The organism is Geothrix sp. (assembly GCF_030219325.1).
Lineage (GTDB): Bacteria > Acidobacteriota > Holophagae > Holophagales > Holophagaceae > Geothrix.
This window is the reverse complement of record NZ_CP126625.1, coordinates 3,245,265-3,263,465: the sequence shown is the minus strand read 5'-3', so window position 1 is coordinate 3,263,465 and position 18,201 is coordinate 3,245,265. Positions and strand designations below refer to the sequence as shown.

Below are 18,201 nucleotides of genomic sequence, written 5' to 3'. Positions count from 1 at the left end.
GGGTCATCCGCGGCGCTTGATGGCGTGTTCGGGGGGCGTGATGGTGAGGCGGGAGATGGCGGGTGCAGGCGCCTCGGCCGAGGTTTCCTGGCCGGAGGCGAACACGAGGCTCAGCGCGCGCTGGCCCAGCAGGAAGGGGCCTGCCAGCAGGGCCGTGGCGCGGTCCACGATCGGCTTGCGGGGAGAATCGGCCATCGTCGGAGGCTCCTAGCGGTGGCAGGCGGCGCAGTGCTCGGCGCCCCTGGTGATCGTCGAGCCCGGGGGCAGGGCCGCGTGGGGATCCCGGTGGCAGCCCAGGCAGTTGCCCATGCGCATGCCCATCTCGCGGGTGAGCACCTTCATGGTTTGCACCTCGCCGTGGCAGCTCTGGCAGGCGATGCCGGCGTTCACGTGGGGCCGGTGGTCGAAGAAGACGTGATCCGGCAGCGTGTGGACCCGCTGCCAGGGCAGGGGCGCGCCGGTGTTGGCGATCTGGGCCAGCTTCTGGATGGCGGGGCGGTCCACCTTGGTGACCTTGTGGCAGTCCATGCAGAGGTCCGGGCTGGGGATGCCCGCAACCCGGGACTTGTCCGCGCCCGAGTGGCAGTACTGGCACTGGATCCGCAGAGTGCCGGCATGGAGCTCGTGGGAGAACGGGATGGGCTGCTCGGGGGCATAGCCCTTGGCGAAGCGGTCCGGCTGGGTGAACCAGCCCACGCTGAGGACCGTGGCCAGGACCGCCACGGCCGCGGCCGGCAGGACGAAGCGGAACGCCTGGTCGAATCGGTGCATGCACAACCCCTTGGAAAGCGCTGGCTTGCAGGACGGGGCCGGGAAGCCATCAGGGAACGGTGTTCGGTGGGACAGATCGGGGACCTGCGGGCCGACGGGGCGTGGGCGGGGGATCCCCCAACCTCAGGCTGATCCGCTTGGACGAGAAGGCTCAGCCTTGTCTAAAAAATGATTCAGACATCACCCAAACCTGGGGCTTCCACCCCAGGGCGACAACTCGGCAAGTTGTGTCGCAGATCACGATGATAGGGCAGGGGAACCCGAATGTTTACCTATTTTTTCTGAGGCGTTTCCAGACATTTAAGAGGATTTTGCGGTGGTCTATATCGGCCTCGTCCGAAAGGACGATTTCCTCCAGGACCGGACGCCGAATTACCTAGTAAATCCATCAGGCTTTCGGGAATCCCATCCAGGGTTTCAGCAGTCCCAGATGGCCGAACAGGGCCCCCATCCGCTCCACGGGGAGTCCCATGACGGTGGAGAAGCTCCCCTGGACCGCCTCGATGAAGAGGGCCCCGATGCCCTGGATGGCGTAGGCCCCGGCCTTGTCCATGGGCTCCCGGGTGCCCACGTACCACCGGATCTGGGCCTCGGTCAGGGGGCGGAAGAAGACCTGGGCGGTGTCCACGAAGCTGTGGATGGCGTCGTTCCGCTGCAGGCAGAAGCCGGTGTGCACCTGGTGGGCCCGGCCCTGGATGAGGCTGAGCATCCGCACCGCGTCTTCGACATCCACGGGCTTGTTCAGGGTGTGGTGGTCCACGGCCACGGTGGTGTCGGCGGCCATGACCCAGCGGCCCGGGTTGCGGGCGGCGACGACTTCGGCCTTGAGCTCGGCCAGACGCAGCACCAGGTCGGAGGGATCCTCGTCGAGCAGGGGGGTCTCATCCACCTGGGGGGCCTGCAGCTCGAAGGGAATGCGCATGGCCTCCAGCCAGTGCCGCCGCCGGGGGCTGCCGCTGGCCAGGATGAGGGGCTGGAGGGCGATCTCGGCGAGGCCGGGCATGGTGTCGGTCATCGGAGCCCCCGGGCCTGCAGGTCGGCGGTCTTCACGCGCATGTGGAAGCTCTCCACTTCATGGCCCGGCTGGAAGCCGAAGCGGGGATAGAACTCCGTGGCGTCCCGGGTCTCGAGGACGAAGCGGTGGACCTCCCCCACCCAGGGATGCCGCAGGGCCCACTTCACCAGCTCCGAGGCGACGCCGAAGTTCATGAGATCCTGGGCCACCACCACGTCGTAGAGCTTGGCCTCGTAGGCATGGTCGGACCAGAGGCGCGTGGCCCCCACCAGCCGGCCGCCCATGTGGCCCTCGGGCACCAGGCGGGCCGTGAGCATGCGGGAGCAGGAGAGCAGTCGCCGCCACTGCTCGATGGTTCGGTAGGCGGTCCAGTAGACCTCCTCCGCCTGGAAGAAGATCTGGAGCTCCCGGGGGTCCACCGTCCAGGTCTCGTCGAAGAAGGCCACGGTGCCCTGGGGCGTCGCCAGTGGCTCGGGTACGAGGAAATCACGGTTCATCTGGGGTTCCGGGGCAGGACCTTCCATCCTAGCAGGACGCATCCGGCGAGCAGGATGGCCATGAAGCCGGGCAGCAGCCACGCGACGCGCGCCGGCGTCCGGACGGGGCGCCACCGCAGCGTCGCTGCATAGGCGCCTTCGGTCAGTGGGTTGCCCCAAAGCTCGAACCGCCCGTCCTCCCGGAAGATGCCGGACTTGCCCGTGAGCGTGGCCCGCACCAGGGGCACCCCCAGCTCCGTGGCCCGCAGGCGGATCTGCGCCGCATGCAGGTCGGTGGCGATGCTGCGGTCGAACCAGCCATCGTTGGTGTGGTTGCTCAGCAGGTTGGCGCCGCTGAGGGCAAGCCCGCGCCGGGTCCGCTCCGGCAACAGGGCCTCGCTGCAAATCAAGGGATGGACGCGCACCTCCCCGGCCACGGAGGGCACCACGAAGGCGCAGTCCGGTTTCAGTTCGCCCGGCTCCTGCGAGAGGAAGCCCAGGCGCTGGTCCAGCCAGCGCCGCACGGGCTCGGGCCCCGGCATGCGCTCGCCGAAGGGCATGGGTTCGGTCTTCGCGAACAGGAAGGCAGGCCGCTCCGCCACTTCGCCCCGGACCAGGTTGAAGAGCCCGCCCTCGGTGCCGTACAGCCAAGCCACACCCCGGGAGGCGGCTTCCCGGGCGAGGCGGGGGTCGCTCTGGCGGTCATCCCGGCCCAGCACCGAGCTCTCAGGCCAGAGCAGCAGGGTGGCCCGATCCGCCTGCGGCAGTCCCTGAGACTTCAGCAGGGCATCGCTCCGCCGCCACATCTCGCCCTCCATGCCCACCCAGCGCTGTCCGGCGGGGAAATTGGGCTGGATGAGGGCCACATCCAGGCGCAGCTCAGGCTGGCGCGGGAGCAGGTACCAGAAGCCGCCGGCCAGCAGGAGAACCCCCAGGGCCACCCCTGGTCCAGCCAGGGCCCGGCGCGGTGAGCCGCCTCCTGCGAGGGCGGCCGCAGCCCAGGCACCGGAGGCCCAGGCCAGGGCCGAGAGTCCTGAAGCGCCCAGGAAGGCCGCGGCGCGGGCGGTCCAGGGCAGGGATCCGAAGGCTGCGCCCCAGGTCCAGGGATAGACGTGGAAGCCCCAGGTCTCCCAGGCGAGCAGGATCAGGCCCGCCGCCAGGGCAGCGCCCGGGGCTCCGGTCCGGCGGAACATCCAGCGGGCACCCATGGCCACCAGCCAGAGCCCCGTACCCTCCCAGAGGCTCAGCAGCACCAGGCCCAGCAGGGCCGCGCCGAAGGGCAGGCCACCCTTGCTGGCCAGGGTCTGGGGCACCCAGAGGTAGAGGAGGACCAGGCCGGCCACCAGGGTCAGCCAGGTCCAGCCGGCGTGGCGCCCCTTGAACAGTCCGTCCAGCAGCAGCAGGGGGAAGAGCAGGGCCATGGCGGGTTCCAGCCAGCCCCCCAGGGCGCCGGGGAAGCGGAAGGCCAGCACGAAGACCGCCGCGAGGACCAGGGAACTGAAGGAACTGAGGAGCCAGCCTGTTTTCAACCCGAATACCTCCGCGCCGTTTCAAAGCAGGCGATGCCCGCGGCCACGGCCGCGTTGAGGCTCTCCACGCCCCGGATGGGGATGGCCAGGCGCTGGACGCCCGCGGGCAGGTCCACGCCCTGCCAGCCGTGCCCCTCATTGCCCACCAGGAGGCGCAGGGGCTCGGACAGGTCCGCTTCGGCCATGGGAATGGCGCCCGGACCGCCATCCAGGGCGAACCAGCGACCGGCGTCCGGAGCCAGGGCCTCGACCCGGCGCAGGGGCAGGAGGAAGGCGGCGCCCATGCTGCCCCGCAGGGCCCTGGGGTGGAAGGGGTCGGCACAGCCGGGACCCAGCAGGGCCTCCTGGAAGCCGAAGGCCGCGGCACTGCGCAGGATGGCGCCGAGGTTGCCAGGATCCTGGATGCCCCAGGCGCCGATGACCCGGGAGGCCAGGGAGCCGGTGGGTTCCGGGCCGAGTTCCATCAGAAGGGCATGCTCCGGTGGGCTGCCCGCCTCGGCCAGTTCCCGCATGAGGACCTCGCCCAGCACTTGGGTCTCGACCCCCAGGACCGTCTCCAAGGGATGGGGATCGGTCTGCTCCAGGCGCAGCCAGAGGGCTGGTTGCAGGCGCTTTCCGGCAGTGGTCTGTCGGGCCTCGGCCCAGGCCTCGATGAGCTTCTCCCCCAGCAGCAGGGTGCTCTCACGCCGCAGGCCACCCGCCTTCAGGCGGGTCTGCAGCGCCCGGAAGCGCGGGTTGGCCTTGCTGGTGAGGGTCGGGGTCATGGGAATGGGAAAACGGCGATGTATTAGACTATCCGCTCCAACCGGCCTTACTCATTTCCCTCTGGCGCCTTTTCAGGAGCACCGATGCAACCCTTTGTCCCATCCGACCAGAACCTGCGGGAATTCTCCCTGCGGGCGGTGCTCATCGGCCTCGTCATGGCCGTGGTGCTCGGTTCCGCCAACGCCTACCTCGGGTTGAAGGCCGGCATGACCATCGCCGCCACCTATCCGGCGGCGGTCATCGGCATGGCCCTCATCAAGCTGATGAAGGGCACCATCCTCGAAGAGAACATGGCCCGAACCGTGGGCAGCATCGGCGAGTCCGTGGCCGCCGGCGCCATCTTCACCGTGCCCGCCTTCGTCATCAGCGGCATCTGGCCCAAGTTCTTCACGGCCGGGAACTACGTCACCAGCTCCCTGATCATGTTCACGGGCGGCGTGCTCGGCATCATGTTCGTGGCCCTGCTCCGCCGCGTGATGGTGGAAGATGCCGAACTGCCCTACCCCGAGAGCGTGGCCGCCGCCGAGATCCACAAGGCCGGCGCCCGCGGTGGCAGCGGCACCAAGTTCCTCTTCGGCGCCATGGGCATCGGTGCCAGCATCCAGGCGCTCGTGCAACTCTCCCTCTTCGCCAGCGCCTGGGAGAAGTTCGTCTTCTTCAAGACCTCGGCCATCAACCTCGTGGGCACCTGGAAGGCCAAGGTCGCGGGCGGCATGCTGCTCAGCTCCCCCGGCATCAGCCCCGCCTACATGGGCGTGGGCTACATCATCGGGCCCAAGCTCGGCGCCCTGAACTTCTCCGGTGGCATCATCGCCTGGGGTCTGCTGGTCCCGATCATCACCTACTTCCTGGCCCCCGGCGTGCTGCCTGAAGGCGCCCCTGAAGGCGATTGGATCGCCCTGTCCTACTCCGTGTGGAAGTTCATCGTTCGCCCCATCGCCATTGGCGGCATGCTCGTGGGCGCCGGCTTCACCCTCTTCAAGATGCGCAAGAGCCTGGCCACGGGCCTCACTCGCTCCGTCTCCGACGTGAAAAAGGCCGCATCCGGCGACCACGTGGTGGACCGCGTCAACAAGGACCTGCCCTTCACCTACGTCCTCGGCGGTCTCGCCTTCGCTGCCGCCGTCACCTTCCTCATCACTTGGCAGATCTTCCACGTGGGGGCCATGGTGTCCTTCGTGGCCGCCCTCGTCATGGTGATTCTCGGCTTCTTCTTCGCCGCCATCAGCGGCTACCTCGTCGGCATCATGGGATCGAGCAACAACCCCATCTCCGGCCTGACGCTGACCGCCCTCGTCCTCACCGCCCTGGTCATGGTGCTGCTGGGCGTGAAAGGCCGGGAAGGCGTGGCCGCCGTGCTTGGCGTGGCCGCCATCGTCTGCGTGAGCGCCGCCGTCGCCGGCGAGATGCTGCAGGACCTCAAGGCCGGCCACATCCTGGGCGGCACCCCCTGGCGCATGGAAATGGGCGATCTTCTCGGCGTGGCCCTGGCCTCCGTCGTGCTGTTCATTCCCCTCATGGTGCTGCACGAAGGCGACATCACCGCCCAGGGCACCAAGCGCATCGCCGAACTGACCGCCCAGCAGGTGCAGGTCGTGACGGCCCCGGATGGCAAGACCTACAGCATCGATGAAGTGAAGAAGCTCCCCGCCGATCAGAAGAAGGCTGTGCTCTCCCTGGATGCCGGTTTCGGCTCCAAGCAGCTGGCCGCCCCCCAGGCGGGCCTGATGGCCCTGCTCAGCCGCGGCATCGTGGAAGGCAAGATGGCCTGGCCGCTGATCATCGTCGGCATGATGATGGGCTTCGCCTTCATCCTCATGCAGGTGAAGAGCCCGATGCTCGTGTCCGTGGGCATGTATCTGCCCCTGGAAACCACCTTCGCCATCTTCCTGGGCGGCCTGATCAAGGGTGTGGTGGAGATGTCCGCTGCCAAGCGGGGCCTCAACGAGGCCCAGAAGGTGCGCGTGGAGAACAACGGTGTGCTGCTGGCCGCGGGCCTCATCGCCGGCGAGGCCTTGGTGGGCCTGGTCTTCGCTTCCCTCGCCTTCTTCGAGGTGAAGTACAAGATCTTCCCCAACCCCGGCATGTTCTGGATCAGCCTCCTGATCCTGGCTGGGATCGCGTTCTACCTCGTCAAGGTGCCCCTGGCCAACGCCGGCGAAGCCGACGAGCCCGCGCCGCCGAGTGCCAATTTCTAAAGCGCTAAAGCAGTAAAGATTCACCGCCAAGACGCGAAGACGCCAAGAAAAGCAGAAGACATTCTTCATTCAGTTGCCTTTCTTGGCGCCCTTGGCGGCTTGGCGGTGTTCTTTTTTGAAAGCAATCACATGAACTCGTTTCCCGATGAAGCCTTCCTAGCCGTCGTCCCCTTCCAGGCGCTCTCGTCCGAACCCGGCGAGGACGGCACGGTGGTGCTGATCCGCCCCAAGATCCTCTCCAAGCGCTGGACCTGGCTGCTGCGGATGATGAAGAAGCCGAACTACCGCGTGAAGCTGGATGCCCGCGGCACGGCAGTGTGGCAAGCCTGCGATGGCGTCCGAACCGTGGCCGAAGTGGCCCAGGTGGTCGCTGAAGCCTTTCCTGGCGAGCCCGACGCCATCCACCGCACGGCCCTCTTCATCCGCGAACTGGCGCGGGGCCAGTTCATCAACCTCTTCCACCGGCCTGACCCGCTATCCTGATGCCCCGGAGGCGTCATCCATGGCCAGGAAGGTGAAGGAGGAGGGCCAGGTCCTCACCCGCAAGCGCACGCAGCTGCGGGAGCCGGGGATGTGGAAGGTCCTGCTCCACAACGACGACTACACCACCCAGGAATTCGTGGTCTGGCTGTTGAAGACGGTCTTCCGGAAACCGGAGCCCGAAGCCACGGTGATCATGCTGGCGGTGCACAAGGCCGGCGTGGGCGTGGCCGGCATCTACACCCGGGACGTGGCAGAGACCCGCGCCGAGCGGGGCCGCCAGCTGGCGGAACGGGACGGCTTTCCTCTGCTGCTGACGGTGGAGGAGAACGATGCCTGAGTCGCCACAGATCAGCCCCGAGCTCAACCAGGGCTTCCAGCGGGCCTTCGAGCTGGCCAAGGCCCGGCGCCACGAGGACGTGGCTCTGGAGCACCTGCTGCTGGCGCTGCTGGACGACGCCCATGCCGCCCGGGCCCTGAAGGGCTGCGGCGTGAACCTCGATCGCCTGCGCGCCGATCTGGAAGCCGTCCTGGGCCAGTTCTTCGAACCGGTTCCGGAAGGCGAGGCCTTCCAGCCCCACAGCACCCTCGGCTTCGTCCGCGTGGTGGAGCGGGCCCTCGTCCATGCCTTCAGCTCGGGCCGCCAGGACCTCCGGGGCGGCGAATTGCTGCCGCCCTTCCTCGAGGAGGAGTCCAGCCATGCCCGCCAGCTGCTGGAGCGCCACGGCGTGAAACGCCTGGCCCTGCTGAAGGTGCTGAGCCACGGTCCCGCCGCGGACAAGGGCGTGCCCAGGGCCCCGGCGAAGAAGCAGGCTGCCGGGGAGGAGGACGAGGCCACCGTGGCCGAGAACCCCCTGGAGGCCTACGCCACGGACCTGGTGGCCCGGGCGGCCGCGGGGCGGCTGGATCCCCTGGTGGGCCGGGACGCGGAGATCACCCGCATGGCCCAGGTGCTGTGCCGGCGCCGCAAGAACAACCCGCTGCTGGTGGGCGAGCCCGGGGTGGGCAAGACCGCCATCGTGGAGGGCCTGGCTCGGCGCATCCACGAGGGTGCCGTGCCCGAACCCCTGAAGGCGGCCCGCATCTACGCCCTGGACCTGGGGGCCCTGCTGGCGGGCAGCCGCTACCGGGGCGACTTCGAGGAGCGGCTCAAGGCCGTGCTCAAGGCGCTGGCGGAGCAGGCCGGAGCCATCCTCTTCGTGGACGAGATGCACACCCTGGTGGGCGCGGGCGCCACCAGCGGCGGCGCCATGGACGCAGCCAACCTGCTGAAGCCGGCGCTGGCCTCCGGGGAACTGCGCTGCATCGGCGCCACCACCTTCCAGGACCTGAAGGGCTCCCTGGACCGGGATCGGGCCCTCTCCCGCCGCTTCCAGGTGGTGGAGGTGAGCGAGCCCTCCACCGAGGACGCCCTGGGCGTGCTGCAGGGCCTGAAGGCCGCCTACGAGAAGCACCACGGCGTGACCTACTCGGCCGAGGCCCTGGAGGCCGCGGTGCGCCTAGCTTCCAAGCACCTGCCCGACCGCCGCCTGCCGGACAGCGCCCTGGACGTGGTGGACGAGGCCGGCGCCGCCCAGAAGCTGCTGCCGAAGAAGGACCGCGTGAAGAAGGTCGGTCCGGCAGAGATCGAGGCCGTCATCGCCCGCATGGCGCGGGTGCCGGTGGCCAGCGTGAGTGCAGATGATCGCGAGGCCCTGGCCACGCTCGAAGCGTCGCTTCGAGCGCAGATCTTCGGTCAGGATCCAGCCTGCGAGGCCGTGGCCAGCGCCATCAAGCTGGCCCGCTCGGGACTGCGCGATCCCCTGAAGCCCATGGGCTGCTTCCTCTTCGCGGGACCGACCGGCGTGGGCAAGACGGAGCTCTCCAAGCAGCTGGCCAAGGCCCTCGGCATCGCCTTCCTGCGCTTCGACATGAGCGAGTACCAGGAGAAACACGCCGTGGCCCGCCTCATCGGCGCGCCGCCAGGCTACGTGGGCTACGAGGAGGGCGGCCTGCTCACGGACGCCGTGCGCAAGCAGCCGCACGCGGTGCTGCTGCTCGACGAGCTGGAGAAGGCCCACCCGGATCTCTTCGGCGTGCTGCTGCAGGTCATGGACCATGCCTCGCTCACGGACAGCCACGGTCGCAGCGCGGACTTCCGGCACACGGTGATCGTCATGACCACCAACGTGGGCGCACGCGAGCTGTCGGCCCGCCAAGTGGGCTTCGCGGAGGCCGGAGGCCGGCGCTCGGCCACCGGCACCATCGAGAAGGCCTTCAGCCCGGAGTTCCGCAACCGCCTGGACGCCATCCTCCAGTTCGCGCCCCTGGGCCGCAAGGAGATGGAGCGCGTGGCCGACAAGCACCTGCGCGAGCTGGAGACCCAGCTGGCCGAGAAGGCCGTCACCCTCACCTGCACGCCCAAGGCCCGGGCCTGGTTGGCGGAGAAGGGCTATGACCCCGCCTTCGGCGCCCGGCCCATGGCCCGCCTCATCGAGCGGGAGCTGCGCCGTCCCCTGGCGGAAGCGCTGCTCTTCGGCCCCCTGGCCAAGGGCGGCAAGGCCAAGGTGGACCTCAAGGGCGACCGGCTGTGCCTGTCTTTCGGCTGACGACGAAGCTGATCTTTCCGGACCCGGAGCTGGCCGAGGACGGGCTCCTGGCCATCGGCGGCGACCTCAGCCAGGAGCGCCTCCTGCTGGCCTACCGCAGCGGCATCTTCCCCTGGTACGGCGAAGGGGATCCCCTCCTCTGGTGGTCACCGCCGGAACGGGCCCTGCTCCGGCCCGGGCACTTGCACCTGTCCGCCCGGACCCGCCGCTGCCTGCGCCTGCGCCCCTTCGAGGTCCGCTTCGACACGGCCTTTGAAGCGGTCATCGGCCACTGTTCCCGGGTGCCTCGTCCCGGCCAGGATGGCACCTGGATCACGCCGGAGATGCGCTCGGCCTATCTGGATCTGCACCACGCCGGGTACGCGCACAGCGTGGAGGCCTGGCGGGATGGCGAGCTGCGCGGCGGGCTCTACGGCGTCTCCCTGGGCGGGGCCTTCTTCGGGGAGAGCATGTTCAGCCTGGAACCCGAGGCCAGCCGCGCGGCCCTGGCGGCGCTGGATGCGCGCCTGGCGGCCTGGGGCTTCAGCCTGCTGGATGGCCAGCTCCCCCATGAGGGGCTGGCCGGCTACGGCTTCCAGAGCGTGCCGAGGCCACTCTTCCTGATGGAGCTCGCCCTGGCGCTCAACGCCGGAGACCGCATGGGGCCTTGGTCAGTTCAGTAGGGAGATCCGGCCTGGGCGTGGCTATCATTCCCACAGGCCACCACCGAGGACTCCCATGCAGACGATCTCGGAATCGCGACTTTCCCCACGGCACACCATCGCCCTGGTGATGGCCGGCGGGCGCGGCAAGCGCCTGATGGACCTCACGGACCACTACTCCAAGCCCGGTCTCGATTTCGGCGGCAAGTACCGCATCATCGACTTCACGCTGTCGAACTGCGTGAACTCGGGCTTCCGTCGGATCATGGTGCTCACGCAGTACAACTCGCACAAGCTGCTCGAACACCTCCAGTTCGGCTGGACCTTCCTGCCCGGCAAGCTGAACGAGTACGTCCACGTGCTGCCGGCGCAGCAGAGCTTCGACAAGAACGCCTGGTACAGCGGCACGGCGGACGCCGTCTACCAGAACATGGACAACATCCAGTCGGCCAATCCCAAGAACGTGCTGATCCTCGCCGGGGACCACATCTACCGCATGGACTACAAGGTGTTCCTCCGGGACCACCTGGAAAACCAGGCGGACATGACCATCGCCTGCCTGGAGGTGCCCAGGGATGCGGCACGGGGCTTCGGGATCGCCCATGTGGACGACCAGGACCGCATCGTGTCCTTCGTGGAGAAGCCAGACGATCCCCCGGCGATTCCCGGGAAACCGGACAGGGCCTTCGCCTCCATGGGGATCTACCTCTTCAGGGCGGAGTTCCTGTACGAGCAGCTGAGGCTGGATGCCGAGGATCCGAACTCAGGCCATGACTTCGGCAAGGACATCATCCCCAGGATCGTGGCCCAGGCCCGGGTCTTCGCCCACCGCTTCGAGAGCAGCTGCATCCCGAATGCCGGGCACCCGGAGCCCTACTGGCGGGACGTGGGCAGCGTGGATTCCTACTGGGAGGCCAACATGGACCTCACCAGCGTGTTGCCTGCGCTCAACCTCTACGACGAGGCCTGGCCCATCACCACCCACCAGGAGCAGCTGCCGCCCGCGAAGTTCGTCCATGCCGGCGAGATGCGCAACGGCGTGGCGCTCTCCAGCCTGGTGTCCGGCGCCTGCGTCATCTCCGGTGCCCACGTGCACCACTCCCTGCTCTCCAGCCGGGTCTTCGTGCATTCCCACGCCCGCCTGGACGGCGCCATGATCCTGCCGAACTGCGACATCGGCCGCCATGCCCGCCTGCGCCGCTGCATCGTGGCCCGGGACTGCCGCATCCCGGAGGGGCTGGTGGTGGGCGAGGATCCGGAAGAGGACAGCCGGCGCTTCTACCGCACGGACGCTGGCGTTACGCTGATCTCCCAGCGGATGCTGGATCAGCTGGAGCGCTAGCCACTTTGAAGATCCTGTTTGTTGCCTCTGAGCTGTTCCCCTACGTCAAGACCGGCGGCCTGGGCGACGTGATGGCCGCCCTGCCCAGGGCCATGCGCGTCCTCGGCGCCGATGTCCGCCTGCTCCTCCCCGCCTACCCGGCGGTCTGCGATGCCGTCACCCTGCAGGACGAGGTCACGGTGCTGCCGGACCTCATGGGGGGAGGGCCCGCCCGGATCCTGCGCGCCGAGGCTCCGGGCCTGCCCCTCTACCTGCTGGATCAGCCCGCCTACTTCGAGCGCCCCGGTGGCCCCTACGGCCAGCCCGAGGACCTGGCCCAGCGCTTCGCCGCCCTGGCCTGGGCGGCGGCCCACCTGGGCCGGGTGGGGGATGTGGTTGGCTGGCGGGCCGAGGTGCTGCACGGGCATGACTGGCACACGGGCCTGATGCCCGCCTACGTGGCCTACGGGAGTGGACCCCGGCCCGCGACGGTGATGACCATCCACAACATCGCCTTCCAGGGACGCTTCTCCGCGAAGCTGCTGGGCGACCTGTGGCTGCCCCGCCACGCCCTCACGCCCGAGGGCGTCGAGTTCCACGGCGACATCGGCTTCCTCAAGGCCGGTCTCCGGCTGGCGGACCGCATCAGCACCGTGAGCCCCACCTATGCCCGCGAGATCCAGGTGGCCGGGGGCCATGGCCTCGAGGGCCTGCTGGCGCACCGGAGCGGGGACCTGCACGGCATCCTCAATGGCGTGGACCGCACCGTGTGGAACCCGGCGCGGGATCCCCACATCCTGAGTCGCTACGACTTGAGGCACCCGGGCCGCCGCACGCCGAACCGCCCGGACTTCCAGCGCCGCATGGGCCTGCAGGAGGATCCGGACGCGCCCCTCTTCGCGGCCATCAGCCGGCTGGATCCCCTCAAGGGCCTGGACCTCGTGCTGGACAACGTGGACCACCTCGTCCGCCAGGGCGGGCAGCTGGCGGTCCTGGGTACCGGGGACCCCCATGCCGAAGGCGCCTTCCGCCAGGCGGCCCAGCGCCACCCCGGTCGCGTCGCCGTCTTCATCGGCTACGACGAGATCCTGGCCCACCGCGCCTTCGCGGCGGCGGACGTGATCCTGGTGCCCTCGCGCCAGGAGCCCTGCGGCCTCACCCAGCTCTACGCCCAGGCCTACGGGGCCCTGCCCCTGGTACGCCGCACGGGCGGGCTGGCCGACACCGTGGTGGGTGCCACGCCGGAGACCCTGGCCGCCGACACGGCCACCGGCTTCCAGTTCGACTGGCCCACCGGCCTGGCCCTGGGCGAGGCGATCAACGATGCCCTGGCGCTGTTCCGCGATCCCGCCGCCTGGCGGCAGGTGCAGCGGCGCGGCATGGCCACGGAATTCGGCTGGGAGGGCCCGGCCCGCGCCTACCTCGAGCTCTATGCGACCATTCCACCGAAGGGGGATTGAGATGGACATCCACGCGCACTGGCAGACCATCGCCGCCCACCCCATGGGCGGCTGGCGGCAGCTGGCCGAGCCGGCGCTGCCCGGCCTCGATCCCGCCAGGCGGCTGCTCTGGTGCGGCATCGGTGGTTCCCTGCTGCCTTCCGAAACCCTGGTGCGCGCCTTCGGGGATGAGCGGGCCTTCCGGAACTGGGTGCCCCTGGCCTCGCCCGAACCGGCCCCGGACTTCCGCCTCCAGCCCGGCGACCAGCTGGTCCTGGCCTCCAAGAGCGGCAAGACCCTGGAGCTCTGGACCTGGATCTCCCGGCTGCGGGCCCTGCCGGGCCATGGGGACCTGGCCGCGCCCATCCTCATCACCCAGGACGACGCGAACCCCCTGGCCACCTGGGGGCGGGCGAACGGCTGCCGCATCCTGCCGATCCCCGTCGAAGTCGGCGGGCGCTTCTCGGCGTTCACGCCCATCGGAACCCTGCCCCTGGCCTGGATGGGCCGGGATGCCGCGGCCTTCCTGCGCGGAGGTCGCGAGGTCGCCGCGGAGCTCGAGGCGGACAAGGGCCCCTGGCGCGACCGGGTGGCCGCCACCGTGCAGCTGCTTCTGGATGCCCACCAGAAGGGCATCACCGAGTGGGTGCTCATGCCCTATGCCATGCGCCTCGACAACCTCTCGGCCTGGTGGGTGCAGCTGGTGGCCGAGTCCCTGGGCAAGGTGGCCAAGGACGGCACCCGCAAGGGCTACACCCCCATCCGCGCCGTGGGCCCCGTGGACCAGCACAGCCAGCTGCAGCGCTGGATGGCGGGACCGCGGAACCTCGGCGTGATCGTGATGACCCTGGACGGTGCTGCCCCGGCGGAAAAGCTGGACCCTCCGCCAGGCTCGCCCTATCCAGGCCTCGCCAGCTTGACGGGCGGAGAGATCCTCCGAGCCCAAGCCGAAGGCACCATGGGGGCCCTGGAGGCCGCCGGGGTGCCGGTGCTGCGCTGGCCCATGCCGGCCCTCACCGAGCATGAGGTGGGCGCCTTCATGATGGCGTGGCAGGCCATCATCGGGATCCTGGGTTTCGCCCTGGACCTGGATCCCTTCGACCAGCCCGAGGTGGAGGACGGGAAGAAGCGCACCTTCAAGCGGCTCGGCCTGGCCTGAGTCGGGCGCTCTCAGAGATCCGTGATCAGGGCCTTGTCCCGCTCGAGGGCCTCCAGGGCCGAAGTCCGGTGCTCCTGGTAGGCCGCGTCGTTCAGGTGCAGGATGTCCATGGCCTCCCAGGTGGCCCCGGCGAGGGCATCGGGCATGCCGATGCCCACCTGCAGGTCGAAGGCCATCTGGTTGCCCAGGGCCACCAGGGCCACCAGCCGCTGGTGCTCCATCGCCGCATGGAGGGGGTCGTGGTGCCAGCGGGCCACGGCCTCGATGCCTTCCGCGAGGTTCCAGGACGCCAGCAGGGCCTCGCCCACCATGGCATGGTCGAAGCCGAAGGTGTCCAGTTCCAGGCTGAGGCCGTCGCCCCCCTCCTCCTGGAGGCGCCGGAGCAGGGTGCCGTAGCTCTCGGGGAACTTCAGGATCATGACGCTCTTCCCGATGTCGTGCATCAGCCCGGCCAGGAAGACCTCCTCGGCGATGGGGAAGCGCATGGCCCTGCTGAAGGCGCTGCCGGTGAGGGCCGTCACCAGGGCATGCTCCCAGAGGATGCGCTCCTGCAGGCCCACCGGGCCGCGGGTGAAGAGGTTCTTGACGCTGGAGGCCAGCACCACGCTGCGGGTGGTGGAGAAGCCCAGGGTCAGGATCGCCTGGGTCAGGGTGGTGACCTCCCGCATCCGGCCGAACATGGCGGAGTTGGCCACCTTGAGGATCTGCGACGTGAGGGCCTGGTCCGTGCGGATCAGGTTCTGGAGCTGTTCGGTGGAGGTATCGGAATCCGAACTGATCCGGATGACCCGGGTGGCCACCTGGGGCAGGGGCGGCAATTCCCCCAGGTTCTGGATGACTTCGTGCGGAGACATGGGCATGGCGGATCCGGGGCTAGGGCCTCACCCCCAACTCATCTTCATCCGGTGGCGGGGACATGAGTTCGGGTGGGGCCTCAGGCCATGGTCAGCTGGAACAGGTGCGCGGCGCTGGCGGCCAGGTGTTCCATCAGGTCGATGCCCTCCGCCGTGAGCCGGCCCGGGCGGGAGTCATTGCACTGGATCAGGCCGTAGGTCACGTCGTCCCGGCGGATGGGGAAGAGGCCCAGGGTCTCGTATCCATCGGCACAGCAGCGGTTGCGGGTCTGGCCCAGGCAGCCGGCCTCCGGCGAGGCCAGCAGGTCGCTGGTGGAGGAGGAGATGAAGCTGCCCCGGTCCGTGCCGAACCGTTGGCTGCGGTCCAATTGGCAGGACAGCACCTTGCCGCAGAGGCAGGCCAGGATCGGCTTGCGGTCGGCGTCCCTCAGCAGGTGCCCGGCCCCGTCCGTGGCGCAGAGGTCGCTCTCCACGGAGATGAAGCGGTCCCGAAAACCCAGGTGGGCCGCATAGGGGTAGCCCGGTCCGGACTTCAGGCGGACGGCCACGGCCTCGCAGCCGGACAGGTGCTGGGCGAGGACCACCAGCTGCCGGGCCAATTCCCTGGGCTCGGCCAGGGTGTTGGCCATCTGGAGCAGGTCCAGGAAGGCCCGGCGCTCCAGGTCCAGGCGCTTGGTGCTCGATGGGGCATGAGCTGATCCGGCCATGGCCGCCGCTCCTCACCACCCGTATCGGCAGGGCCGGTACTGGCGATGAGAAACGGCGGTGGCACTCCGCCGGTCGGTCGTTTCTGGGGCTGGCCCCAGTCACCGGGACTCAGGCCGGGGGCATCTGGCAGCTGCTGCCGATGGCGGCGGGCAGGTAGAGGTGTTCGACGTAGTCCTGGACCATGCGGTCGGCGTTGAAGCGCCAGGCCAGCGTACGGATGGAGTTCTTCATGCGCTCCACCCAGCAGCGGGGCACCCCGGCCCCGTTGCGGTTCTCGTAGTAGAGCGGCACCACCTCGTCCTCCAGCAGGCGGAAGAGGTCCTCGGCGTCGCGGTGGTCCTGGATGGACTGGTCAGCATGGATCTCGCCGGTGCCGATGGCGAACCCGTTGTCGCCGTCGTAGGACTCGGCCCACCAGCCATCCCGCACCGAGATGTGGAGGCCGCCATTGAGGACCACCTTCATGCCGCTGGTGCCGCAGGCTTCCAGCGGGCGCTGGGGGTTGTTCAGCCAGGCATCGATGCCCTGGTAGAGGATGCGGCCCACGTGGATGTTGTAGTTCTCGACGAAGACGATGCGGTGGCGGAAACGTGGGTCTTCCAGGATCTTGGCGACCTTCTGGATGAGGCCCTTGCCGGTGTTGTCCGCGGGGTGGGCCCGGCCCGAGAAGATGAGGTTCACGGGCCGCTCGGGGTGGTTCACCAGGCGGTCCAGGCGGTCCAGGTCCGAGAAGAGCAGATCGGGCCGCTTGTAGGGCACGAAGCGGCGGGCGAAGCCGATGGTGAGGGCATCCGGATCCAGGGGCGCGGGCTCGATCTCGGGCAGGCCCAGGCGGGCGCGGGTCTGGGCGTTGCGCTCGCGGATGAAGCGGATGGTGCGGGCCTTCAGCACCTGCTTGGTCTCCCAGATCTCGGCCGACGACACCGAGGTGATCCGCGACCAGGTGGCGGGACGGGTGAGGGAGCTCTGGTAGTCCACGCCCAGGTGCGACTCATAGAGGTGGTTCATCTCCGTGGCCAGCCAGGTGGGCAGGTGCACGCCGTTGGTGACGTGGCCGATGGGCACGGCCTCCTCCCGCAGGCCGGGGTAGAGGTGGTTCCACATCTTGCGGGAGACCACGCCATGCAGGGCGGAGACGCCGTTGGCACGCCGGGACAGCTTGAGGGCCAGCACCGTGGGCAGGAAGGGGGAACCGTGGTCATGGGGGTTCACCCGGCCCAGGCCCATGACCTCCTCCAGGGGCAGCTTCAATCCTTCGGCCAGGGGCTGCAGGTGCTCGGCGGCCAGGTCCGCCGGGAAGCGGTCGTGGCCGGCGTCCACGGGCGTGTGCGTGGTGAACACCGTGGCCGAGGCGACTTCCTGCAGGGCCTGCTGGGGGGTCATGCCGTCCATCTGGACGCGGTAGCGGGCCCGCTCCAGCAGCGAGAAGGCGGAGTGGCCCTCGTTGAGGTGGAAGACGCTGGCATTGATGCCGAGCGCGCGCAGGGCCCGGGTGCCGCCCACGCCCAGCAGCAGCTCCTGCTCGATGCGCATGCGCTGGTCGCCGCCGTAGAGGCGCGCAGCCAGGGCCACGTCCCTGGCGTCGTTCTGCTTGACGCGGGTGTCCAGGAGGATGAGGCGGATGCGCCCGACCTTGACCTCCAGCACGGCGGCATGCACCAGCCGCCCGGACATCTCCACGGACACGTGGACGGGCTCGCCGAAGCGGTCCACCGCGGGCACCAGCGGCAGGTCCGCGATGTCGAAGGGTTCCACCACGTCCTGCTGCCAGAAGTCGGCGTTGAGGACCTGGCTGGTGTAGCCCTCGTGGTAGAGCAGGCCCACGCCCACCAGCGGAACCCCCAGGTCCGAGGCGGCCTTCAGGTGGTCGCCCGCCAGGATGCCCAGGCCCCCCGAGTAGATGGGCAGCGACTCGTGGATGCCGAACTCCATGCAGAAGTAGGCGATGGGCCGGGAGCGCATGGCCCCCGCGTGCGTCAGGCCCCAGGTGGTGGGGGCCGTGAGGTACTCCTGCAGCTGCCGCAGCGCACGGTCCACCCGGGCCGGCACGTCCACGTCCGCGGCCCGCTTTTCCAGCTGGTCGGGCGAGATCTGCTTGAGCACGCACATGGGATTGCGGTGGGCCTTGTGGTACAGGTCCAGGTCGAGGTCGCGGTAGATCGTCCGCACCTCGGGTTTCCAGGTCCACCACAGGTTCTGGGTGAGCTTTTGCAGTTTCGGGAGGAGCTTGTCCATGACGGGTCCTAGGAAAATCGGA

17 protein-coding genes are annotated in these 18,201 nt (G+C 69.1%); 8 read left to right on the top strand and 9 right to left on the bottom strand.

The features are described from left to right. Nucleotides 1-3 precede the first annotated feature (3 nt). From QOZ81_RS14445 to QOZ81_RS14420, 6 genes are all read right to left on the bottom strand, one after another. Nucleotides 4-195, bottom strand: coding sequence for a hypothetical protein (locus QOZ81_RS14445; RefSeq protein WP_291204782.1), 192 nt, complete (start codon nucleotides 193-195; stop codon nucleotides 4-6). Nucleotides 196-207: 12 nt separating this feature from the next. Next, a complete protein-coding gene (locus QOZ81_RS14440; RefSeq protein ID WP_291204785.1) occupies nucleotides 208-771 on the bottom strand; it encodes a cytochrome c3 family protein in 564 nt (187 codons plus the stop codon). A 388-nt stretch (nucleotides 772-1,159) separates the two neighbouring features. Continuing rightward, entirely contained in the window at nucleotides 1,160-1,786 is a 627-nt protein-coding gene (locus QOZ81_RS14435) for a Maf family protein (RefSeq protein WP_291204788.1), read from the bottom strand. After that, nucleotides 1,783-2,283 (bottom strand): GNAT family N-acetyltransferase, encoded by a 501-nt coding sequence (locus QOZ81_RS14430; protein WP_291204791.1) that lies wholly within the window; start codon nucleotides 2,281-2,283, stop codon nucleotides 1,783-1,785. Before QOZ81_RS14430 ends, QOZ81_RS14435 begins: the two co-directional genes overlap by 4 nt. After that, entirely contained in the window at nucleotides 2,280-3,791 is a 1,512-nt protein-coding gene (gene lnt / locus QOZ81_RS14425) for an apolipoprotein N-acyltransferase (protein ID WP_291204794.1), read from the bottom strand. Before lnt ends, QOZ81_RS14430 begins: the two co-directional genes overlap by 4 nt. Further along, nucleotides 3,788-4,555: a TrmH family RNA methyltransferase gene (locus QOZ81_RS14420; RefSeq protein WP_291204797.1), complete on the bottom strand. Its 768-nt coding sequence runs from the start codon at nucleotides 4,553-4,555 to the stop codon at nucleotides 3,788-3,790. The genes lnt and QOZ81_RS14420 overlap by 4 nt, the downstream gene beginning before the upstream one ends. An 84-nt stretch (nucleotides 4,556-4,639) precedes the next feature. Here QOZ81_RS14420 and QOZ81_RS14415 point away from each other — a divergent pair, with 84 nt between their 5' ends. The 8 genes from QOZ81_RS14415 to QOZ81_RS14380 all read left to right on the top strand — a co-directional run bounded on the left by QOZ81_RS14415 (nucleotide 4,640) and on the right by QOZ81_RS14380 (nucleotide 14,382). Continuing rightward, nucleotides 4,640-6,754, top strand: a complete 2,115-nt coding sequence (locus QOZ81_RS14415) for an OPT family oligopeptide transporter (protein WP_291204801.1) — start codon at nucleotides 4,640-4,642, stop codon at nucleotides 6,752-6,754. A gap of 129 nt (nucleotides 6,755-6,883) precedes the next feature. Further along, nucleotides 6,884-7,237, top strand: coding sequence for a PqqD family protein (locus QOZ81_RS14410; protein WP_291204804.1), 354 nt, complete (start codon nucleotides 6,884-6,886; stop codon nucleotides 7,235-7,237). Between the two features lie 19 nt (nucleotides 7,238-7,256). Then, nucleotides 7,257-7,574, top strand: coding sequence for an ATP-dependent Clp protease adaptor ClpS (locus QOZ81_RS14405; RefSeq protein ID WP_291204807.1), 318 nt, complete (start codon nucleotides 7,257-7,259; stop codon nucleotides 7,572-7,574). Beyond that, nucleotides 7,567-9,822, top strand: a complete 2,256-nt coding sequence (locus tag QOZ81_RS14400; RefSeq protein WP_291204810.1) for an AAA family ATPase — start codon at nucleotides 7,567-7,569, stop codon at nucleotides 9,820-9,822. Before QOZ81_RS14405 ends, QOZ81_RS14400 begins: the two co-directional genes overlap by 8 nt. Beyond that, nucleotides 9,804-10,484, top strand: a complete 681-nt coding sequence (gene aat / locus QOZ81_RS14395; RefSeq protein WP_291204813.1) for a leucyl/phenylalanyl-tRNA--protein transferase — start codon at nucleotides 9,804-9,806, stop codon at nucleotides 10,482-10,484. Before QOZ81_RS14400 ends, aat begins: the two co-directional genes overlap by 19 nt. 55 nt (nucleotides 10,485-10,539) lie before the next feature. After that, the gene (glgC, locus tag QOZ81_RS14390) at nucleotides 10,540-11,805 is read left to right on the top strand and encodes a glucose-1-phosphate adenylyltransferase (RefSeq protein WP_291204816.1); all 1,266 of its coding nucleotides are present in this window, start codon (nucleotides 10,540-10,542) and stop codon (nucleotides 11,803-11,805) included. A 5-nt stretch (nucleotides 11,806-11,810) separates the two neighbouring features. Continuing rightward, nucleotides 11,811-13,244, top strand: coding sequence for a glycogen synthase GlgA (gene glgA / locus QOZ81_RS14385; protein ID WP_291204819.1), 1,434 nt, complete (start codon nucleotides 11,811-11,813; stop codon nucleotides 13,242-13,244). A 1-nt stretch (nucleotide 13,245) separates the two neighbouring features. Beyond that, the gene (locus QOZ81_RS14380) at nucleotides 13,246-14,382 is read left to right on the top strand and encodes a hypothetical protein (RefSeq protein WP_291204822.1); all 1,137 of its coding nucleotides are present in this window, start codon (nucleotides 13,246-13,248) and stop codon (nucleotides 14,380-14,382) included. 11 nt (nucleotides 14,383-14,393) lie between these two features. On the opposite strand, the gene QOZ81_RS14375 is transcribed toward QOZ81_RS14380, so the two are convergent. From QOZ81_RS14375 to glgP, 3 genes are all read right to left on the bottom strand, one after another. After that, nucleotides 14,394-15,242 carry an HDOD domain-containing protein gene (locus tag QOZ81_RS14375; protein WP_291204824.1) on the bottom strand — a complete coding sequence of 283 codons (849 nt, stop codon included), beginning with the start codon at nucleotides 15,240-15,242 and terminating at the stop codon, nucleotides 14,394-14,396. 74 nt (nucleotides 15,243-15,316) lie between these two features. Further along, nucleotides 15,317-15,943 (bottom strand): GAF domain-containing protein, encoded by a 627-nt coding sequence (locus tag QOZ81_RS14370; RefSeq protein ID WP_291204826.1) that lies wholly within the window; start codon nucleotides 15,941-15,943, stop codon nucleotides 15,317-15,319. 109 nt (nucleotides 15,944-16,052) lie between these two features. Beyond that, the gene (glgP, locus tag QOZ81_RS14365; protein ID WP_291204829.1) at nucleotides 16,053-18,179 is read right to left on the bottom strand and encodes an alpha-glucan family phosphorylase; all 2,127 of its coding nucleotides are present in this window, start codon (nucleotides 18,177-18,179) and stop codon (nucleotides 16,053-16,055) included. Between the last annotated feature and the right edge of the window lie 22 nt (nucleotides 18,180-18,201).

Coding starts and splice junctions, on each gene's coding strand:
- QOZ81_RS14445 (WP_291204782.1), bottom strand. CDS start 195: ATGGCCGATTCTCCCCGCAAGCCGATCGTGGACCGCGCCACGGCCCTG.
- QOZ81_RS14440 (WP_291204785.1), bottom strand. CDS start 771: ATGCACCGATTCGACCAGGCGTTCCGCTTCGTCCTGCCGGCCGCGGCC.
- QOZ81_RS14415 (WP_291204801.1), top strand. CDS start 4,640: ATGCAACCCTTTGTCCCATCCGACCAGAACCTGCGGGAATTCTCCCTG.
- QOZ81_RS14370 (WP_291204826.1), bottom strand. CDS start 15,943: ATGGCCGGATCAGCTCATGCCCCATCGAGCACCAAGCGCCTGGACCTG.
- glgC (WP_291204816.1), top strand. CDS start 10,540: ATGCAGACGATCTCGGAATCGCGACTTTCCCCACGGCACACCATCGCC.
- QOZ81_RS14410 (WP_291204804.1), top strand. CDS start 6,884: ATGAACTCGTTTCCCGATGAAGCCTTCCTAGCCGTCGTCCCCTTCCAG.
- glgP (WP_291204829.1), bottom strand. CDS start 18,179: ATGGACAAGCTCCTCCCGAAACTGCAAAAGCTCACCCAGAACCTGTGG.
- QOZ81_RS14380 (WP_291204822.1), top strand. CDS start 13,246: ATGGACATCCACGCGCACTGGCAGACCATCGCCGCCCACCCCATGGGC.
- QOZ81_RS14405 (WP_291204807.1), top strand. CDS start 7,257: ATGGCCAGGAAGGTGAAGGAGGAGGGCCAGGTCCTCACCCGCAAGCGC.
- QOZ81_RS14375 (WP_291204824.1), bottom strand. CDS start 15,242: ATGCCCATGTCTCCGCACGAAGTCATCCAGAACCTGGGGGAATTGCCG.
- QOZ81_RS14430 (WP_291204791.1), bottom strand. CDS start 2,283: ATGAACCGTGATTTCCTCGTACCCGAGCCACTGGCGACGCCCCAGGGC.
- QOZ81_RS14435 (WP_291204788.1), bottom strand. CDS start 1,786: ATGACCGACACCATGCCCGGCCTCGCCGAGATCGCCCTCCAGCCCCTC.
- QOZ81_RS14400 (WP_291204810.1), top strand. CDS start 7,567: ATGCCTGAGTCGCCACAGATCAGCCCCGAGCTCAACCAGGGCTTCCAG.
- QOZ81_RS14420 (WP_291204797.1), bottom strand. CDS start 4,555: ATGACCCCGACCCTCACCAGCAAGGCCAACCCGCGCTTCCGGGCGCTG.